11 protein-coding genes and 2 tRNA genes are annotated in these 15,145 nt (G+C 58.8%); 2 read left to right on the top strand and 11 right to left on the bottom strand.

Annotated features, from left to right (window positions below):
• Window positions 1-46: 46 nt before the first annotated feature.
• The 8 genes from BWR59_RS01500 to rnr form a co-directional block, all read right to left on the bottom strand.
• A complete protein-coding gene (locus BWR59_RS01500; RefSeq protein ID WP_081563877.1) occupies window positions 47-2,356 on the bottom strand; it encodes a YgiQ family radical SAM protein in 2,310 nt (769 codons plus the stop codon).
• 104 nt (window positions 2,357-2,460) lie between these two features.
• On the bottom strand, window positions 2,461-3,858 hold the full coding sequence (gene dnaB / locus BWR59_RS01495; protein ID WP_081563876.1) for a replicative DNA helicase: 1,398 nt from the start codon (window positions 3,856-3,858) through the stop codon (window positions 2,461-2,463).
• Between the two features lie 149 nt (window positions 3,859-4,007).
• Window positions 4,008-4,454, bottom strand: a complete 447-nt coding sequence (gene rplI / locus BWR59_RS01490; RefSeq protein WP_062379016.1) for a 50S ribosomal protein L9 — start codon at window positions 4,452-4,454, stop codon at window positions 4,008-4,010.
• A 20-nt stretch (window positions 4,455-4,474) separates the two neighbouring features.
• Window positions 4,475-5,371 (bottom strand): hypothetical protein, encoded by an 897-nt coding sequence (locus BWR59_RS01485; RefSeq protein ID WP_081563875.1) that lies wholly within the window; start codon window positions 5,369-5,371, stop codon window positions 4,475-4,477.
• 42 nt (window positions 5,372-5,413) lie between these two features.
• Complete coding sequence (rpsR, locus tag BWR59_RS01480; RefSeq protein WP_037015707.1) at window positions 5,414-5,644, bottom strand: 30S ribosomal protein S18; 231 nt, start codon at window positions 5,642-5,644, stop codon at window positions 5,414-5,416.
• Window positions 5,645-5,672: 28 nt separating this feature from the next.
• A complete protein-coding gene (rpsF, locus tag BWR59_RS01475) occupies window positions 5,673-6,095 on the bottom strand; it encodes a 30S ribosomal protein S6 (protein WP_062379020.1) in 423 nt (140 codons plus the stop codon).
• Window positions 6,096-6,345: 250 nt separating this feature from the next.
• A complete protein-coding gene (gene rlmB / locus BWR59_RS01470; protein WP_081563874.1) occupies window positions 6,346-7,107 on the bottom strand; it encodes a 23S rRNA (guanosine(2251)-2'-O)-methyltransferase RlmB in 762 nt (253 codons plus the stop codon).
• A complete protein-coding gene (gene rnr / locus BWR59_RS01465; RefSeq protein WP_081563873.1) occupies window positions 7,104-9,731 on the bottom strand; it encodes a ribonuclease R in 2,628 nt (875 codons plus the stop codon). Before rnr ends, rlmB begins: the two co-directional genes overlap by 4 nt.
• 227 nt (window positions 9,732-9,958) lie before the next feature.
• Here rnr and BWR59_RS01460 point away from each other — a divergent pair.
• Both BWR59_RS01460 and BWR59_RS01455 read left to right on the top strand, forming a co-directional pair.
• Window positions 9,959-10,045: transfer RNA gene (locus tag BWR59_RS01460), tRNA-Leu, on the top strand.
• A gap of 211 nt (window positions 10,046-10,256) precedes the next feature.
• Window positions 10,257-10,343: transfer RNA gene (locus BWR59_RS01455), tRNA-Leu, on the top strand.
• 156 nt (window positions 10,344-10,499) lie between these two features.
• Here the strand turns inward: BWR59_RS01455 and BWR59_RS01450 are convergent.
• The 3 genes from BWR59_RS01450 to BWR59_RS01440 all read right to left on the bottom strand — a co-directional run bounded on the left by BWR59_RS01450 (window position 10,500) and on the right by BWR59_RS01440 (window position 15,119).
• Window positions 10,500-12,434, bottom strand: a complete 1,935-nt coding sequence (locus BWR59_RS01450) for a methyl-accepting chemotaxis protein (protein WP_081563872.1) — start codon at window positions 12,432-12,434, stop codon at window positions 10,500-10,502.
• A gap of 150 nt (window positions 12,435-12,584) precedes the next feature.
• The gene (locus BWR59_RS01445; protein ID WP_081563871.1) at window positions 12,585-13,877 is read right to left on the bottom strand and encodes an adenylosuccinate synthase; all 1,293 of its coding nucleotides are present in this window, start codon (window positions 13,875-13,877) and stop codon (window positions 12,585-12,587) included.
• 54 nt (window positions 13,878-13,931) lie between these two features.
• The gene (locus BWR59_RS01440) at window positions 13,932-15,119 is read right to left on the bottom strand and encodes an ATP phosphoribosyltransferase regulatory subunit (RefSeq protein ID WP_081563870.1); all 1,188 of its coding nucleotides are present in this window, start codon (window positions 15,117-15,119) and stop codon (window positions 13,932-13,934) included.
• Between the last annotated feature and the right edge of the window lie 26 nt (window positions 15,120-15,145).

The raw sequence follows: 15,145 nt of genomic DNA, 5'->3' as shown, positions 1-15,145 counted from the left end.
CAAAACGCCAGCTCGAAAGCTGGCGTTTTTTATTGCATCCGGCTGATTACCGAGGGAACACCGGTTGACGCGACGGCTTCTTGCTCTGACCGCCCTTACCACCCTTGGCAGCATCGGCGCGATCCTTGGCTGCCTGCTTGTTGCGGGCAGCCGCAGCGGCCTTGGCTTCCTCGCGTTTGTCCCACGGCTTGCCACCATCGCTCGCGCGCGGAGGCAGGCCAGTGTGCTGCGTGAGAATCTTCGTAGTCTTGGCGACCTTGTGGCTGCCGGCAGGCGTCGAGTTCTTGCGGCGAGCGCTCTGATAGCTGTCAGTCTCAGGCTGATGCAGCGGGATCAGCTGGTTTTTGCCCGAACCGATAAGATCTGAACGGCCCATACGCTCCAGCGCCTCGCGCAGCATCGGCCAGCCCTTGGGGTCGTGATAACGCAAGAACGCCTTGTGCAGGCGACGCTGCTCCTCACTCTTGACGATGGTGACCGAGTCACTCTTGTACGTGACCTTGCGCAGTGGGTTCTTGCCTGAGTGATACATGGCAGTCGCACTGGCCATCGGCGACGGATAGAACGCCTGCACCTGGTCGGCACGGAAACCATTGCCCTTGAGCCACAGCGCCAGGTTCATCATGTCTTCATCGGTGGTGCCCGGGTGAGCCGCGATGAAATACGGGATCAGGTACTGCTCCTTGCCCGCCTCTTTCGAGTACTTCTCGAACATGCGCTTGAACTTGTCGTAGCTGCCAATGCCCGGCTTCATCATCTGGTTGAGCGGACCTTCCTCGGTGTGCTCCGGGGCGATCTTCAGGTAACCACCGACGTGGTGCGTCACCAGCTCCTTGACGTATTCAGGCGACTCGACGGCCAGGTCGTAACGCAGACCGGAGGCAATCAGGATCTTCTTCACGCCCGGCAATTCCCGCGCACTGCGATACAGCTGGATCAGCGCCGAGTGGTCGGTATTCAGGTTCGGGCAGATACCAGGGAACACGCAGGACGGCTTGCGGCACGCGGATTCGATTTCCGGGCTCTTGCAGGCGATGCGATACATGTTCGCGGTCGGGCCGCCGAGGTCGGAAATGACGCCGGTGAAGCCCGGGACCTTATCGCGGATTTCTTCGATCTCGCGAATGATCGAATCGTGAGAGCGGTTCTGGATGATCCGGCCTTCGTGCTCAGTGATCGAGCAGAATGTGCAGCCACCAAAGCAGCCCCGCATGATGTTCACCGAAAAACGGATCATGTCGTAGGCCGGGATCTTTTCCTTGCCGTAAACAGGATGCGGGATCCGCGCGTACGGCATGCCGAACACGTAGTCCATTTCTTCGGTGGTCATCGGAATTGGCGGAGGGTTGAACCAGACATCGACTTCGCCGTGCTTCTGAACCAGCGCACGGGCGTTACCGGGGTTGGTCTCAAGGTGCAGAACGCGGTTGGCGTGAGCGTAGAGGACAGCGTCGTTGCGCACTTTTTCCATCGACGGCAGGCGAATCACGGTCTTGTCGCGGGTCATCCGGGGGCTAGCCAGAATCTGCACGACCTTGGCTTCATTAGGATCTTCGACCGGGCCTTTTTCCTGCTCGATGGCGCAGGCCTGAGTGTCCTGAGTGTTGACGTACGGGTTGATGATCTTGTCGACCTTGCCCGGACGGTCGATGCGCGTGGAATCGACTTCGTACCAGCCTTCAGGCGTGTCTCGACGAATGAATGCCGTCCCACGCACATCGGTGATGTTCTCGATCTTCTCGCCGTAGGACAGGCGATTGGCGACCTCTACGATGGCCCGCTCGGCGTTGCCGTACAGCAGGATGTCGGCGCTGGCGTCAATCAGAATAGAATTGCGGACTTTGTCCTGCCAGTAGTCGTAGTGCGCGATACGGCGCAGCGAAGCCTCGATGCCGCCGAGCACGATCGGCACATTTTTGTAGGCTTCCTTACAGCGCTGGCTGTAGACCAGGCTCGCACGATCCGGACGTTTGCCGGCCATGCCGCCCGGCGTGTAGGCATCGTCGGAGCGGATTTTCTTGTCGGCGGTGTAGCGATTGATCATCGAGTCCATGTTGCCAGCCGCGACACCGAAGAACAGATTCGGCTCGCCCAGCTTCATGAAGTCGTCTTTGGATTTCCAGTCCGGCTGGGCAATGATCCCGACGCGGAAGCCTTGCGACTCCAGCAGTCGGCCAATGATCGCCATACCAAAAGACGGATGGTCGACGTAGGCATCACCGGTGACGATGATGATGTCGCAGGAATCCCAGCCAAGCTGATCCATCTCTTCCCGGCTCATCGGCAGGAAGGGCGCAGGTCCGAAACATTCGGCCCAGTACTTCGGATAGTCAAATAACGGCTTGGCTGCTTGCATGTCGATGACCAGTGTTCGTAATCAGGGAGGCGACTTCCTCTCGGGAAATCGCCGGCGCGGAGAATAGCACAAAAAATAACCAGTTCCGACTATGCGGCTAGGTTTTACTCATCGTCATCAAAGTTGTAACTACCCGGCGCGAGATTCTCAAAGCGCGTGTACTTACCGATGAATGCCAAGCGAACGAAGCCGATGGGGCCGTTACGTTGTTTGCCGATGATGATTTCAGCCACGCCCTTGTGCTCGGTTTCCGGGTGATACACCTCGTCCCGGTACACGAACATGATGACGTCGGCGTCCTGCTCGATCGCTCCGGATTCCCGCAAGTCGGAGTTAACCGGGCGCTTGTTGGGTCGCTGTTCGAGAGAGCGGTTGAGCTGGGAGAGCGCCACCACAGGGCAGTTGAATTCCTTGGCCAGGGCTTTCAGGGAACGGGAGATCTCGGAAATCTCGTTGGTCCGGTTGTCACCGCTGGAGCCCGGAATCTGCATCAGCTGCAGGTAGTCGATCATGATCATCCCGACTTCACCATGCTCACGAACCAGGCGACGAGTCCGCGCGCGCATTTCCGACGGGCTGATACCGGCGGTGTCATCGATGAACAATTTGCGATCATTCAACAGATTGACCGCCGAAGTCAGGCGCGGCCAATCGTCGTCGTCCAGTTGACCGGAACGCACCTTGGTCTGATCGATACGCCCAAGGGAGGACAACATACGCATGATCAGCGATTCACCTGGCATTTCGAGCGAGAACACCAGCACGGCCTTTTCGCTGCGCAGCACCGCGTTCTCCACCAGGTTCATGGCGAACGTGGTCTTGCCCATCGACGGACGGCCCGCGACGATGATCAGATCGGACGGTTGCAAGCCGCTGGTCTTCTCGTCCAGATCGGTGTAACCGGTGGACAGGCCGGTGATGCCTTCACCCAGATTGAACAAGGTGTCGATGCGATCGATGGCCTTGGTCAACAGATCGTTGACGCCTACCGGACCACCCGTTTTGGGGCGCGCTTCAGCAATCTGGAAGATCTGCCGCTCGGCTTCGTCGAGAATCTCCTCGGCGGTTCGCCCTTCCGGGTTGAACGCGCTGTCGGCAATTTCGTTGCTGATACCAATCAACTGGCGCAGGGTCGCGCGCTGACGCACGATCTGGGCGTAAGCTTTGATGTTGGCGACCGACGGAATATTCTTTGCGAGCTCCGACAGGTAACCCAGACCGCCGACCTGTGAAGTCTGACCTTCTTTGTCCAGTTGCTCGGACAGGGTCACGACGTCGATGGGCAGGTTCTGGTCGGCCAGCTTGGCAATGGCGCGGAAAATCAGACGGTGGTCATGACGATAGAAATCACCGTCCGAGACCTGATCCAGCACACGTTCCCAAGCGTTGTTGTCCAGCATCAGACCACCGAGCACAGCCTGTTCGGCCTCGATGGAGTGCGGCGGCACCTTGAGGGCAGCGGTTTGCAGATCGTATTGCTCGGGAGCGGAAATGTCGTTCATGGCCACACGGAATCAGGAATTTGAAACAGAATACTCAGAAATGACAAAGGGCACGACCTGATAAACAGGAGCGCGCCCTTTGCTGACCGACCGACGAACGAGTCGCCAGACGATCAGACTCCAGCACCGTAGCGCTGAAATCAAACTGCTTAAGCAGCTACCACAACTACGCGAACGGTAGCTTCAACATCGCTGTGCAGGTGCACGGCAACGTCGTATTCGCCAACGTTACGGATGGTGCCGTTCGGCAGACGAACTTCAGCCTTGGCCACTTCGACGCCAGAGGCGGTCAGTGCGTCAGCGATGTCGTGAGTACCGATCGAACCGAACAGCTTGCCTTCGTCACCAGCAGTGGCAGTGATAGTCACTTCCAGCTCAGCCAGTTGAGCAGCGCGAGTTTCAGCCGAAGCTTTCTTCTCGGCAGCGGCTTTTTCCAGCTCAGCGCGACGCTCTTCAAACGCAGCCAGGTTGGCAGCGGTTGCAGCGGTGGCTTTGCCGAAAGGCAGCAGGTAGTTACGGCCGTAACCAGCCTTAACGTTTACTTTATCGCCCAGGTTGCCCAGGTTGGCGATTTTTTCCAGCAGGATGAGTTCCATTTGGTAATAACCTCTTAACTTTAACCTTCACCGTTCGCAGAACCGTTATCGGCATCTTTCGACGCCAGACGGCCGCGAAAATCAATCAGGCTGTCGACAATGGCAAACACCACCAGCAACGGATAAATCAGCTGCATGAACAGCAACAACGTGACGTACAACCCCACCAGCCAAAACCGTGTCAGGCGCTTCGCAGCCACCAGACCGTGAATCAGGGCCAGCCCCGCGAACATGAGTGGCACGCTGCACAACGGTGTCAGCATCGCCAGTTGCGGACCGAAATTCGGCGCAACCAACATGCACACCAGCAGCACCAGCATCGGTGCCCGCGGGAGTCTCAAGCTGCGAAATTCGCGCCCGAAACCGCCCGGGTTATACAACAACGCCTGCCAGTAACGCCCAAGTATCAGGCATACCACGCTGACGATCTGCAACAGTGCTGCTATCAGGCCGTTGAGGACCGGTGTAATCAATGCTCCCAGACGCGCTCGCTCTTCTACCGACATCTGCTGGTAGACATCACCGAAGACGTGGGGCAGGAGTTTCTGCAACTCCCCCGCCATGGCTTCGATGGGCTCGCGGAAAACCGCTCCCAGAACCACTGCATACAACAATCCAAGTCCTACGCTGACCAGCAGCACGCGGACCCAGGACTCGCTGGCGCGCAATACAGCCGCCAACCCCCATGAACCGAGCAACACCATCAGGGTGCGAGGTTCACCGAAATACCACCAGACCAAGGCCGGCAGCAGAGCCCAGGCGAGTACGCCAGTAGCGCCACTCAACCCACGTCGCAGGAGCACAAGGCAACCTGCGGCAGCACTCAACCAGAACAACAGCGGCAACGCCGCACATCCAACCACTACGAGAGTGGCCTGCACGCGACCGCGCATGATGAAGTCAGCCATGGCGCGCATGCGATCTATCCCTTACTGCGTTTTTGTCGACTTAACCTGGTCTCAGCGGCCGTGGCTGTCGGTGTAGGCCAGCAGGGCCAGGAAGCGGGCGCGCTTGATAGCGGTAGCCAGCTGACGCTGATAACGAGCTTTGGTACCGGTAATGCGGCTAGGAACGATCTTGCCGGTTTCGGATACGTAGGCTTTCAGGGTGTTGAGATCCTTGTAATCGATCTCCTTCACATTTTCAGCTGTGAAGCGGCAGAATTTACGACGACGGAAGAAACGTGCCATGTAATGGGCTCCTCAAAAGGTCCGTGGATTACTCGTCAGCGTTATCGCTGTTGTCGCTGTCATCACTGTCAACGCCTTCGGCGTCGGAGTGCTCAGGACGGTCGCGACGCTCACGGCGCTCACTGCGGTTCTCTTCAGCCTTGAGCATTTCGGACTGGCCGGTAACGGCTTCGTCGCGACGGATGACAAGGTTACGGATCACGGCATCGTTGTAACGGAAGTTGTCTTCCAGCTCGGCCAGAGCCTTGCCAGTGCACTCAACGTTCAGCATCACGTAGTGAGCCTTGTGAACATTGTTGATTGCGTAGGCCAGTTGACGACGGCCCCAATCTTCCAGACGGTGGATCTTGCCGCCGTCTTCTTCGATCAGCTTGGTGTAACGCTCAACCATGCCGCCGACTTGCTCGCTCTGGTCCGGGTGAACCAGAAAGATGATTTCGTAATGACGCATGAATGCTCCTTACGGGTTGTAGCCTGCCGCCAAAGCGGTCAGACAAGGAGTGAATAACACTGGTTTATCTTGCACAGGGACAGGCACATGAGCGCCTGCCATGACAGCAAGGGGCGCAATTGTAGAGAAGGGCCAGAACCGGCGCAAGGAAATTGGTGATTATTTGAGCAAAAGCAGCATCAAGCTGTAAGCGCCAAGCGACAAGCTGATCGCGGACGGTTTCAGCTTGTCGTTTGGAGGTTGAGGCTCACTATTTCCGCGAAGCGGCTGCTTTCACACTGCGCTGCCGCATGGCTTCGAAGAGGCACACACCGGTAGCGACCGAAACATTGAGGCTGCTGACGCTGCCCGCCATCGGCAGGCGAACCAGGTAGTCGCAATGCTCACGGGTCAGACGGCGCATGCCCTTGCCTTCGGCACCCATGATCATGATCGTCGGACCGGTCAAATCCTGCTGATAGAGCTCCTGCTCCGCCTCACCGGCGGTTCCCACCACCCATAGACCGCGCTGCTGGAGCTTTTCCAGGGTGCGAGCGAGGTTGGTGACGGCGACCAGCGGGATGACTTCCGCAGCACCACAGGCGACCTTCCGGACAGTTGGCGTCAATGTCGCCGACTTGTCCTTGGGCACGATGACCGCCAGCGCGCCGGCTGCATCTGCAGTTCGCAGGCAGGCACCCAGATTGTGCGGGTCAGTCACGCCGTCCAGCACCAGAATCAGCGGCGCGCCTTCGGTACGATCCAGCAGCTCGTCGAGCATCGCTTCGCCCCAGACCTGGCTGGGGCTCACGTCCGCCACTACGCCCTGATGCACGCCTTCAACCCAGGCGTCCATTTCACGACGCTCGGCCTGACCGACCGCCACGCGGTTTTGCGTGGCGAGCTCGATCAACACCTGAACGCGCGGATCGCTGCGTCCTTCCGCCAGCCAGATCTGCTTGACCCGCTTGGGATGGTGACGCAACAGCGCTTCCACGGCATGCACACCGTAGATTTTTTCCAACGAACTCATGACTTGGCCTTAGGTTTACGCGCTCCGCCGTTCTTCGCAGCAGGAGCCGAGCCCGATTTAGGCGGGCCTTTACGGTGTTTGCTCGGCTTCCCGGACGTGCCAGCCGGAGCAGAATCACTCCTTTGCGACTTTCCCGACGACGCCTTGCTACCGCCCTTCGCTTCCGCCAGCAAGGCCTTCTTCATCTCCCGGCTCTTGCGAACTTCGGCGTTTTTTGCGGCTGCATCGCTGGGGCGATATGCCTCGGCCACGGGCTCCTTGCTGGCGCTACGACGACTAGGGCGCGAGGACGATGCCTTTTCCTTCTCTTTCTCAACTGGAGCAGGAGCAGGTTCGGCAGCCTTGCGCTTGCGACCGACTGGCGCGCTGGTGGTCTTCTCCGACATTTCGAAATCAATCTTGCGCTCATCGAGATCAACGCGCATGACCCGCACTTCCACGGTATCCCCGAGCCGGAAGCTGCGACCTGTACGCTCGCCCGCCAGACGGTGATGAACCGGATCAAAGTGGTAGTAATCACCCGGCAAAGCAGTGACGTGAACCAGACCCTCGACGTAGATATCGGTCAGCTCCACGAACAGCCCAAAACCGGTCACTGCTGTAATCACACCCGGGAACGACTCGCCCACGCGGTCTTTCATGAACTCGCACTTGAGCCAGTTCGTGACGTCACGAGTCGCTTCATCGGCGCGGCGCTCGCTCATCGAGCACTGCTCGCCCAATTGCTCCAGTACGGCTTCGTCGTAAGGGTAGATTCGCGCTTTGGGAATCGACGCAGCGCCAGCACGGCGAACGTGCGGGGTGTCCTGCTTGGAGCGGATAACACTTCGAATCGCGCGATGGGTCAGCAAGTCCGGATAACGACGGATCGGCGAGGTGAAGTGCGTGTATGCCTCGTAGTTCAGACCGAAGTGACCGTTGTTGTCGGAGCTGTAAACCGCCTGGCTCAAGGAGCGCAGCATGACTGTCTGGATCAGGTGGTAATCCGGACGGTCCTTGATGGTTTCCAGCAACGCCTGATAATCCTTGGGCGTCGGACCATCCTTGCCTTTGTGCAGCGACAGGCCCAGTTCGCCAAGGAACGCGCGCAGTTTTTCCAGACGCTCAGGCGGCGGACCGTCGTGAACACGGTACAGCGCAGGGATTTCATGCTTCTTGAGGAATTCGGCAGTGGCCACGTTGGCGGCCAGCATGCACTCCTCGATCAGTTTGTGAGCATCGTTGCGCGTGGTCGGGCGGATTTCCGCGATCTTGCGCTCGGAGCCAAAGATGATCCGGGTTTCCTGGGTTTCGAAATCGATTGCACCCCGGACATGACGAGCGCCCAACAGCACTTTGTACAACGCATACAGCTGCTTGAGGTGCGGCACTACTTCGCCGTACTGACCACGAAGCTGTTTGGCTTCAGCGGTTTTCGGGTGTTCCAGAATCGAGCTGACCTTGTTGTAGGTCAGGCGCGCGTGGGAGTGGATCACCGCTTCGTAGAACACGTAGTCGGTCATCTCGCCAGTCTTGGAGATGGTCATTTCGCAGACCATCGCCAGACGGTCGACCAGCGGGTTCAGCGAGCAGAGGCCGTTGGACAGTTGCTCCGGCAGCATCGGAATGACGCGTTCGGGGAAGTACACCGAGTTGCCACGCACCTGCGATTCGGCGTCCAGCGCAGAACCGATCTTCACGTAGCTGGAGACGTCGGCAATCGCCACGTAGAGCTTCCAGCCGCCGGAGAACAGGCGCAGCTTGCCCGGTTTGGCTTCGCAAAAGACCGCGTCATCGAAGTCACGCGCGTCTTCGCCGTCGATGGTAACGAACGGCAGGTGGCGCAGATCGACGCGATGCTCTTTGTCTTTTTCTTCGACTTCCGGCTTGAGCTTGGCAGCCTCTTTAAGCACAGCCTCCGGCCAGACGTGAGGAATATCGTAAGTACGCAGCGCGACATCGATTTCCATGCCTGGCGCCATGTAGTTACCCACGACCTCGACCACGTCGCCTTGCGGCTGGAAGCGCGGCGTTGGCCAATGGGTGATTTTCACCTCGACGAACTGCCCGATCTTGGCGCTGGCGTTGCGGCCCGGCGTGACCAGCACTTCTTGCTGAATCTTCGGATTGTCTGGCACGACGAAACCGATGCCGCTTTCCTCGAAGTAACGACCGACGACGGTTTCGTGGGCACGGGAAACGACTTCGACGATCACGCCTTCTCGACGACCGCGACGATCCAGACCGGAAACACGCGCCAGGGCACGGTCGCCATCGAATACCAGACGCATTTGCGCCGGGCTCATGAACAGGTCATCAGAGCCGTCATCGGGCACCAGGAAACCGAAACCGTCACGATGGCCACTGATGCGACCCAGAATCAGGTCGAGTTTGTCGACCGGCGCATACGTGCCACGGCGGGTGTAGATCAGTTGGGCATCGCGCTCCATGGCGCGCAGGCGTCGACGAAGAGCTTCGATCTGATCTTCAGTCGTCAGGCCGAATTCTTCCACCAACTCCTCGCGAGCGGCGGGCGAGCCGCGATCGGAGAGGTGCGCCAGAATCAGCTCACGGCTGGGGATGGGGTTTTCGTATTTTTCCGCTTCACGAGCGGCCTCGGGATCGAGGGACTGCCAATCGGCCATTAGAATGAGTTCACCTTATCTGTATGCAATTAGTTTGGCATATACCACATTGAAACGCGAAGACAGCATTTGCTGAGGCTTTCTGCTATTTCAAAAAAATTTCACGCAAGGGGGTTTACAGCCCCGAATCTCATCCGTAAGATGCGCCCCACAACGACGGCACACGCCACGTTGTAGTTGAAATCAAACGGCTTTTTGAACAATTAGTCGAATGAAATCAACGAATCGCCCAGATGGTGAAATTGGTAGACACGCCAGCTTCAGGTGCTGGTGACCTTACGGTCGTGGAAGTTCGAGTCTTCTTCTGGGCACCAATTCAACGAAACCGAGCCTAGTGCTCGGTTTTGTGCTTTTCAGGGTCTGCAAATTCTGCGAATCGCAAACAGCCTTGAGCGTAGATCACTTCCTCGCCTCCATCGAATTCCTGCAACCCTTTCATCACGCTGAAGATTTTTGATCTCCCCGCCTACAAATTCGCAAATTTGTGTTGCATTGAAATGAAAAATCTAATTAAATCAGCGCCATGCCCAGGTGGTGAAATTGGTAGACACGCCAGCTTCAGGTGCTGGTGACCTTACGGTCGTGGAAGTTCGAGTCTTCTCCTGGGCACCAAACAAAACAAAACCGAGCCAAGTGCTCGGCTTTGTGCTTTCTAGGGTTTGTAATATTCCGTCTCTGCAGCAGTCTAGCCTACCGCCGACAGCGCCACTGAAAACGCCGCCGCCTGTAAGCCGGACTGCTACAGGACGCGCACCAGCCCCTGCTCAATCACGCCCGGAACTGCCCCAGACTCGCCTTCAACTGGGCCGCAAGCTTGTCCAGTGTCTTGCCGCTTGCCGTCGTTTCAACAACGGCCTGAGCCGCCTTCTCTGCCTGAGCGTGAATCACCTCCACCCGCCCTCTGACAGCTTGCGCGCCTTTGGCCTGATGCTCAGCCGCCCTGGTTGCCAGCCCGATGGCCGCGTGAACCTGCTCAACCGAGGACTGAACCGTCTGTTGAAGACGGGCACTGTCGCGCAATACCGCAAGCCCTTCCTTGGCCTGACGCCCCGCCAGACCAATTGTCGCCACCGCCTCTTTTGCGCCGGACTGAAGTTTGGCGATGTGCTCCTGAATATCCCCGGTCGAGCTTTGCGTTTTACTGGCGAGCGCACGCACTTCGTCAGCGACCACAGCAAAACCACGACCTGTCTCGCCCGCACGCGCAGCTTCGATTGCCGCGTTGAGAGCCAGCAGATTGGTCTGCTCGGCAATGCCATGGATGACTTCCAGCACCACTTCGATCTGCTCGCTTTGCTGGGCAAGACGCTCAATGACCTGCGCACCGGTCTCAACCTGCCCGGCCAATGCCTCGATCAAATTGCCGACCTGATTGGAAGTACGGGTGTTTTCGTCCGTCGCCTGGCGAATATCGACCACCTGACGCAACGCAGCCTGCATCGCATGGCTCTCGGCCTGCGCCTCGTCGGCCATTTGCGCCAACGCTTGAAGACTCGCAGCCACCTCATCACGCTGCAACTCGGCAGCGGCATCAGCGCCAGCGTTACGCTTGCTCATTGCGCCGATTTCCACACCTGTCTGCTGGGCGACATCTCCCGCCTCGCGTACGATTGGCTGCAACTTGTCGACAAACCGGTTCACCGCCGCCGCCATATCGCCGATCTCGTCGTTGCTGGTGAGCTTCACGCGCTTGGTCAGATCACCCTCACCCGCCGCCAGATCATCCAGCGCTCGATTGAGCAATTGCAGGCGCAAGACCACTCGACGGCCCAGCACTACGGCCAGTGCCAGCAGTACACCCAACCCGACCAGCGCCAGGCCTACGCCGATTCTCCAGCGCAATGTCGCAGCGGCTTCCTGAACAGTAGCGCTGGTGTTGGTCGCCATGGCCGAAGCCGCTGCCTGCGCAGTCTGTAGTCGCGAGCGCAGCGCGCCTGAACTCTCCGCTGCCGCACCACCGAGACTTTCGGAGACCAACTGCTCGCCACTACCAATCAATGCGGTAAATCGTTTATCCAGCGCCGCAAGGTTTTCTTCCACCGTGGCCGTCGACACGCCCATCCGCACCTTGCCGATCTCGACACCGTTAGGGCTGATCGACGCTTCGACGTAATAAACCGAAGGGTCTTTCTGCGCGGCGTTGAGCACCTTATCCATCGCCCGCTCGCCCTCGCCTTTGGCCAGCAGCGATTTGATCGATTCGTTATCTCGGTTCAGGTATCGCGTCAGGTGCTCACCCTGAGCATCGTCATACACGACGAACAGCACGTTGGGATTGCGCTGGGCACGGCGTGCGAATTCCGAGAGCGTCGGGGTATCGCCATCCCACATCGCACGAGGGGCTACGGCGGCGAGCAATTCCGCCATGTCCGTAGCGGAATCCTTGAGGTCTTTTTCCAGGGTCGCACGCAGTTGTTTCTGCTCATCCTTCAGACGAGCGGACAATCCGCTGCTCAGGCGTTGACGGGTATTTTGCGAAAGGCTGTCCAGGCTGGACGTTACGTCACGGCTAGCCTGCTCAAGCTCCCCCGACAAGTGTTGCGAATCTACCCCGAGGCGCGTGGCAAGATCAGCCTCCAGCGCAGTCACGGTGCTCCGCGTGAGGGCGACCGCCACCAGCACCTGCACCAAAAGGGCAATGCCGAGAGCAATGAATACAGGGCGCAGCAAACGACTGCGAAGAAGCGAAAGGACGGCTGACACTGGAGACTCCCCCACAACAAACGCCATTAAAATGATGGCATCTTTTATGACGGTATTTACAGCAAGGGTCGTGCCGTTCTGGTGAGGGGGATCATGCAGACAAAACAAAGGGCCGCCTGAGCGACCCTTTGTTTGTATTTCAACGACTTATCAAGCGAACGGGTGACGCAGAACGATGGTTTCGTTGCGATCCGGGCCCGTCGAAATAATGTCGATCGGCGCGCCGACCAGTGCTTCCAGGCGAGCGATGTAAGCACGGGCGTTGGCTGGCAGCTCTTCCAGGGTCTTGGCGCCCAGGGTCGATTCAGTCCAGCCTGGCATTTGCTCGTACACCGGCTCAAGACCGATGTAGCTGTCGGCATCGGTCGGGGCATCGATGACTGCGCCATCTGCGTTCTTGTAGCCAACACAGATGTTGATGGTTTCGAGACCGTCCAGAACGTCCAGCTTGGTCAGGCAGATGCCCGAGATGCTGTTGACGTCGATGGCGCGACGCAGGATGACGGCGTCGAACCAGCCACAACGGCGGGCACGACCGGTAGTAGCGCCGAACTCATGACCACGCTTGGCCAGAAAAGCGCCCACGTCGTCGAACAGCTCGGTCGGGAACGGACCGGAACCGACACGAGTGGTGTACGCCTTGGTGATACCCAGGATGTAGTCGATGAACATCGGGCCGACACCGGAACCGGTGGCAATCCCGCCGGCAGTGGTGTTGGAGCTGGTGACGTACGGGTAGGTCCCGTGGTCGATGTCCAGCAGCGAACCCTGCGCACCTTCGAACATGATGTCTTTGCCGGCACGACGCATTTCATGCAGCGCAGCGGTGACGTCGAGCATCATCGGCTTGAGCAGTTCGGCGTATTCCATGCACTCGTCAAGAGTTTTCTGGAAATCGATTGCCGGCTCTTTGTAGTAATTGACCAGAACGAAGTTGTGGTAATCCAGCAGCTCGCCCAGTTTGGCCGCGAAACGCTCACGGTGGAACAGGTCGCCGATACGCAGACCACGACGCGCAACCTTGTCTTCGTAAGCCGGGCCAATGCCGCGACCGGTCGTACCGATCTTGTGCTCGCCACGGGCCTTTTCACGGGCCTGGTCCAGCGCCACGTGATAAGACAGGATCAGCGGACAGGACGGGCTGATGCGCAGACGCTCGCGCACAGGGATGCCCTTCTCTTCCAGCTTGGTGATTTCACGCATGAGTGCATCAGGCGCTACGACCACACCGTTGCCGATCAGGCACTGGACGCCTTCGCGCAGTACACCGGACGGAATCAGGTGCAGAACGGTTTTCTCGCCATCGATCACCAGGGTGTGACCGGCGTTGTGGCCGCCTTGATAGCGAACTACCGCGGTAGCATGTTCGGTCAGCAGATCGACGATCTTGCCTTTGCCCTCATCACCCCATTGGGTGCCCAGGACTACGACATTCTTACCCATAACACTTGTCCTCATTCACGCAAACTTGGTGCCGGCTGCCGCCGACTGGAAAACTCAAGAGGCCAGCGGCATTACCTGCCAAAGCTCGCCATGCTGAATCAATTGCCGATCACAGTCGGCTTCTTTCGCTGCCAGAACCTGCTGGCCCGGCAAAGCCTGAACCACGCGCTGACCTTCGCTGCGCAGCTGGCAGACTTTCTGCCAGAGTGCCGCATCGGTGCTGTCAGGCATCCAGATACCGCCAGACGGTAGCTCGATCTGTGCCTGCCCCAGCGTGACCAGGGTTTTCAAATCGGTAGAGAAGCCCGTTGCCGGACGCGCGCGACCGAAATCCGCACCGATGTCATCGTAACGACCGCCCTGGGCGATCGACTGACCGACGCCCGGCACGAATACCGCGAACACCACACCCGTATGGTAGTGATAGCCGCGAAGCTCGCCGAGGTCGAAATACAACGGCAGATCAGGAAAGCGTGCCGACAGACGCTCGGCGATTTCCACCAGATCATCCAGCGCTTCGATAACCGGCGCCGGCGCCTTGGCCAGTCGATCACGCGCAGCGGTCAGCACTTCGCTACCACCGCACAGATCGACCAGCGCACGGAGCATGGCGGCGAGGTCTGCCGGCAGGTTCTCGGTCAGGGCCACGACTTCGTCAATTGCCTTGCGCTGCAAGGCGTCGAAAAGCTGCTGCTCGACTTCGCCGGACAGACCGGCAGCACGGGCCAGACCACGGTAGATCCCGACATGTCCCAGATCCATATGGACGTCCGGAACATCTGCCAGTTTCAGCATAGCCAGCATCAGGCTGATGACTTCGACATCGCTGCTCGGGCTGGCGTCGCCGTACAACTCGGCACCCAGTTGAATCGGGCTGCGCGAGGACGACAGCGCCCGTGGCTGCGCATGCAGGACGCTACCGGCATAGCACAGACGACTTGGGCCTTCGCGGCGCAGGGTATGCGCGTCGATGCGGGCGACCTGCGGCGTGATGTCCGCCCGGAAGCCCATCTGCCGACCCGATTGCGGATCGACCACTTTGAAGGTGCGCAGATCCAGATCCTGGCCAGCACCTGTGAGCAGTGATTCAAGGTATTCGATGTGCGGGGTGACTACGAACTCATAGCCCCAGCTCTGAAACAGATCCAACACCTGACGACGCGCCACTTCTATGCGCGCAGCTTCCGGCGGCAGTACTTCTTCGATGCCATCCGGCAGCAGCCAGCGGTCAACCGTTGCCATTACGCATTTCCCCTATGATCCGGGCG

Origin of the sequence: Pseudomonas sp. Bc-h, from assembly GCF_002080045.1 — a bacterium.
Lineage (GTDB): Bacteria > Pseudomonadota > Gammaproteobacteria > Pseudomonadales > Pseudomonadaceae > Aquipseudomonas.
This window is presented reverse-complemented; position numbering and strand designations above follow the sequence as displayed.

Excerpts from the sequence above, each read along its gene's own strand:
- rlmB (WP_081563874.1), bottom strand. The coding sequence starts at position 7,107 with ATGAGTTCGTTGGAAAAAATCTACGGTGTGCATGCCGTGGAAGCGCTG.
- dnaB (WP_081563876.1), bottom strand. The coding sequence starts at position 3,858 with ATGAACGACATTTCCGCTCCCGAGCAATACGATCTGCAAACCGCTGCC.
- rpsR (WP_037015707.1), bottom strand. The coding sequence starts at position 5,644 with ATGGCACGTTTCTTCCGTCGTCGTAAATTCTGCCGCTTCACAGCTGAA.
- BWR59_RS01485 (WP_081563875.1), bottom strand. The coding sequence starts at position 5,371 with ATGCGCGCCATGGCTGACTTCATCATGCGCGGTCGCGTGCAGGCCACT.
- BWR59_RS01500 (WP_081563877.1), bottom strand. The coding sequence starts at position 2,356 with ATGCAAGCAGCCAAGCCGTTATTTGACTATCCGAAGTACTGGGCCGAA.
- rpsF (WP_062379020.1), bottom strand. The coding sequence starts at position 6,095 with ATGCGTCATTACGAAATCATCTTTCTGGTTCACCCGGACCAGAGCGAG.
- BWR59_RS01440 (WP_081563870.1), bottom strand. The coding sequence starts at position 15,119 with ATGGCAACGGTTGACCGCTGGCTGCTGCCGGATGGCATCGAAGAAGTA.
- rnr (WP_081563873.1), bottom strand. The coding sequence starts at position 9,731 with ATGGCCGATTGGCAGTCCCTCGATCCCGAGGCCGCTCGTGAAGCGGAA.
- rplI (WP_062379016.1), bottom strand. The coding sequence starts at position 4,454 with ATGGAACTCATCCTGCTGGAAAAAATCGCCAACCTGGGCAACCTGGGC.
- BWR59_RS01445 (WP_081563871.1), bottom strand. The coding sequence starts at position 13,877 with ATGGGTAAGAATGTCGTAGTCCTGGGCACCCAATGGGGTGATGAGGGC.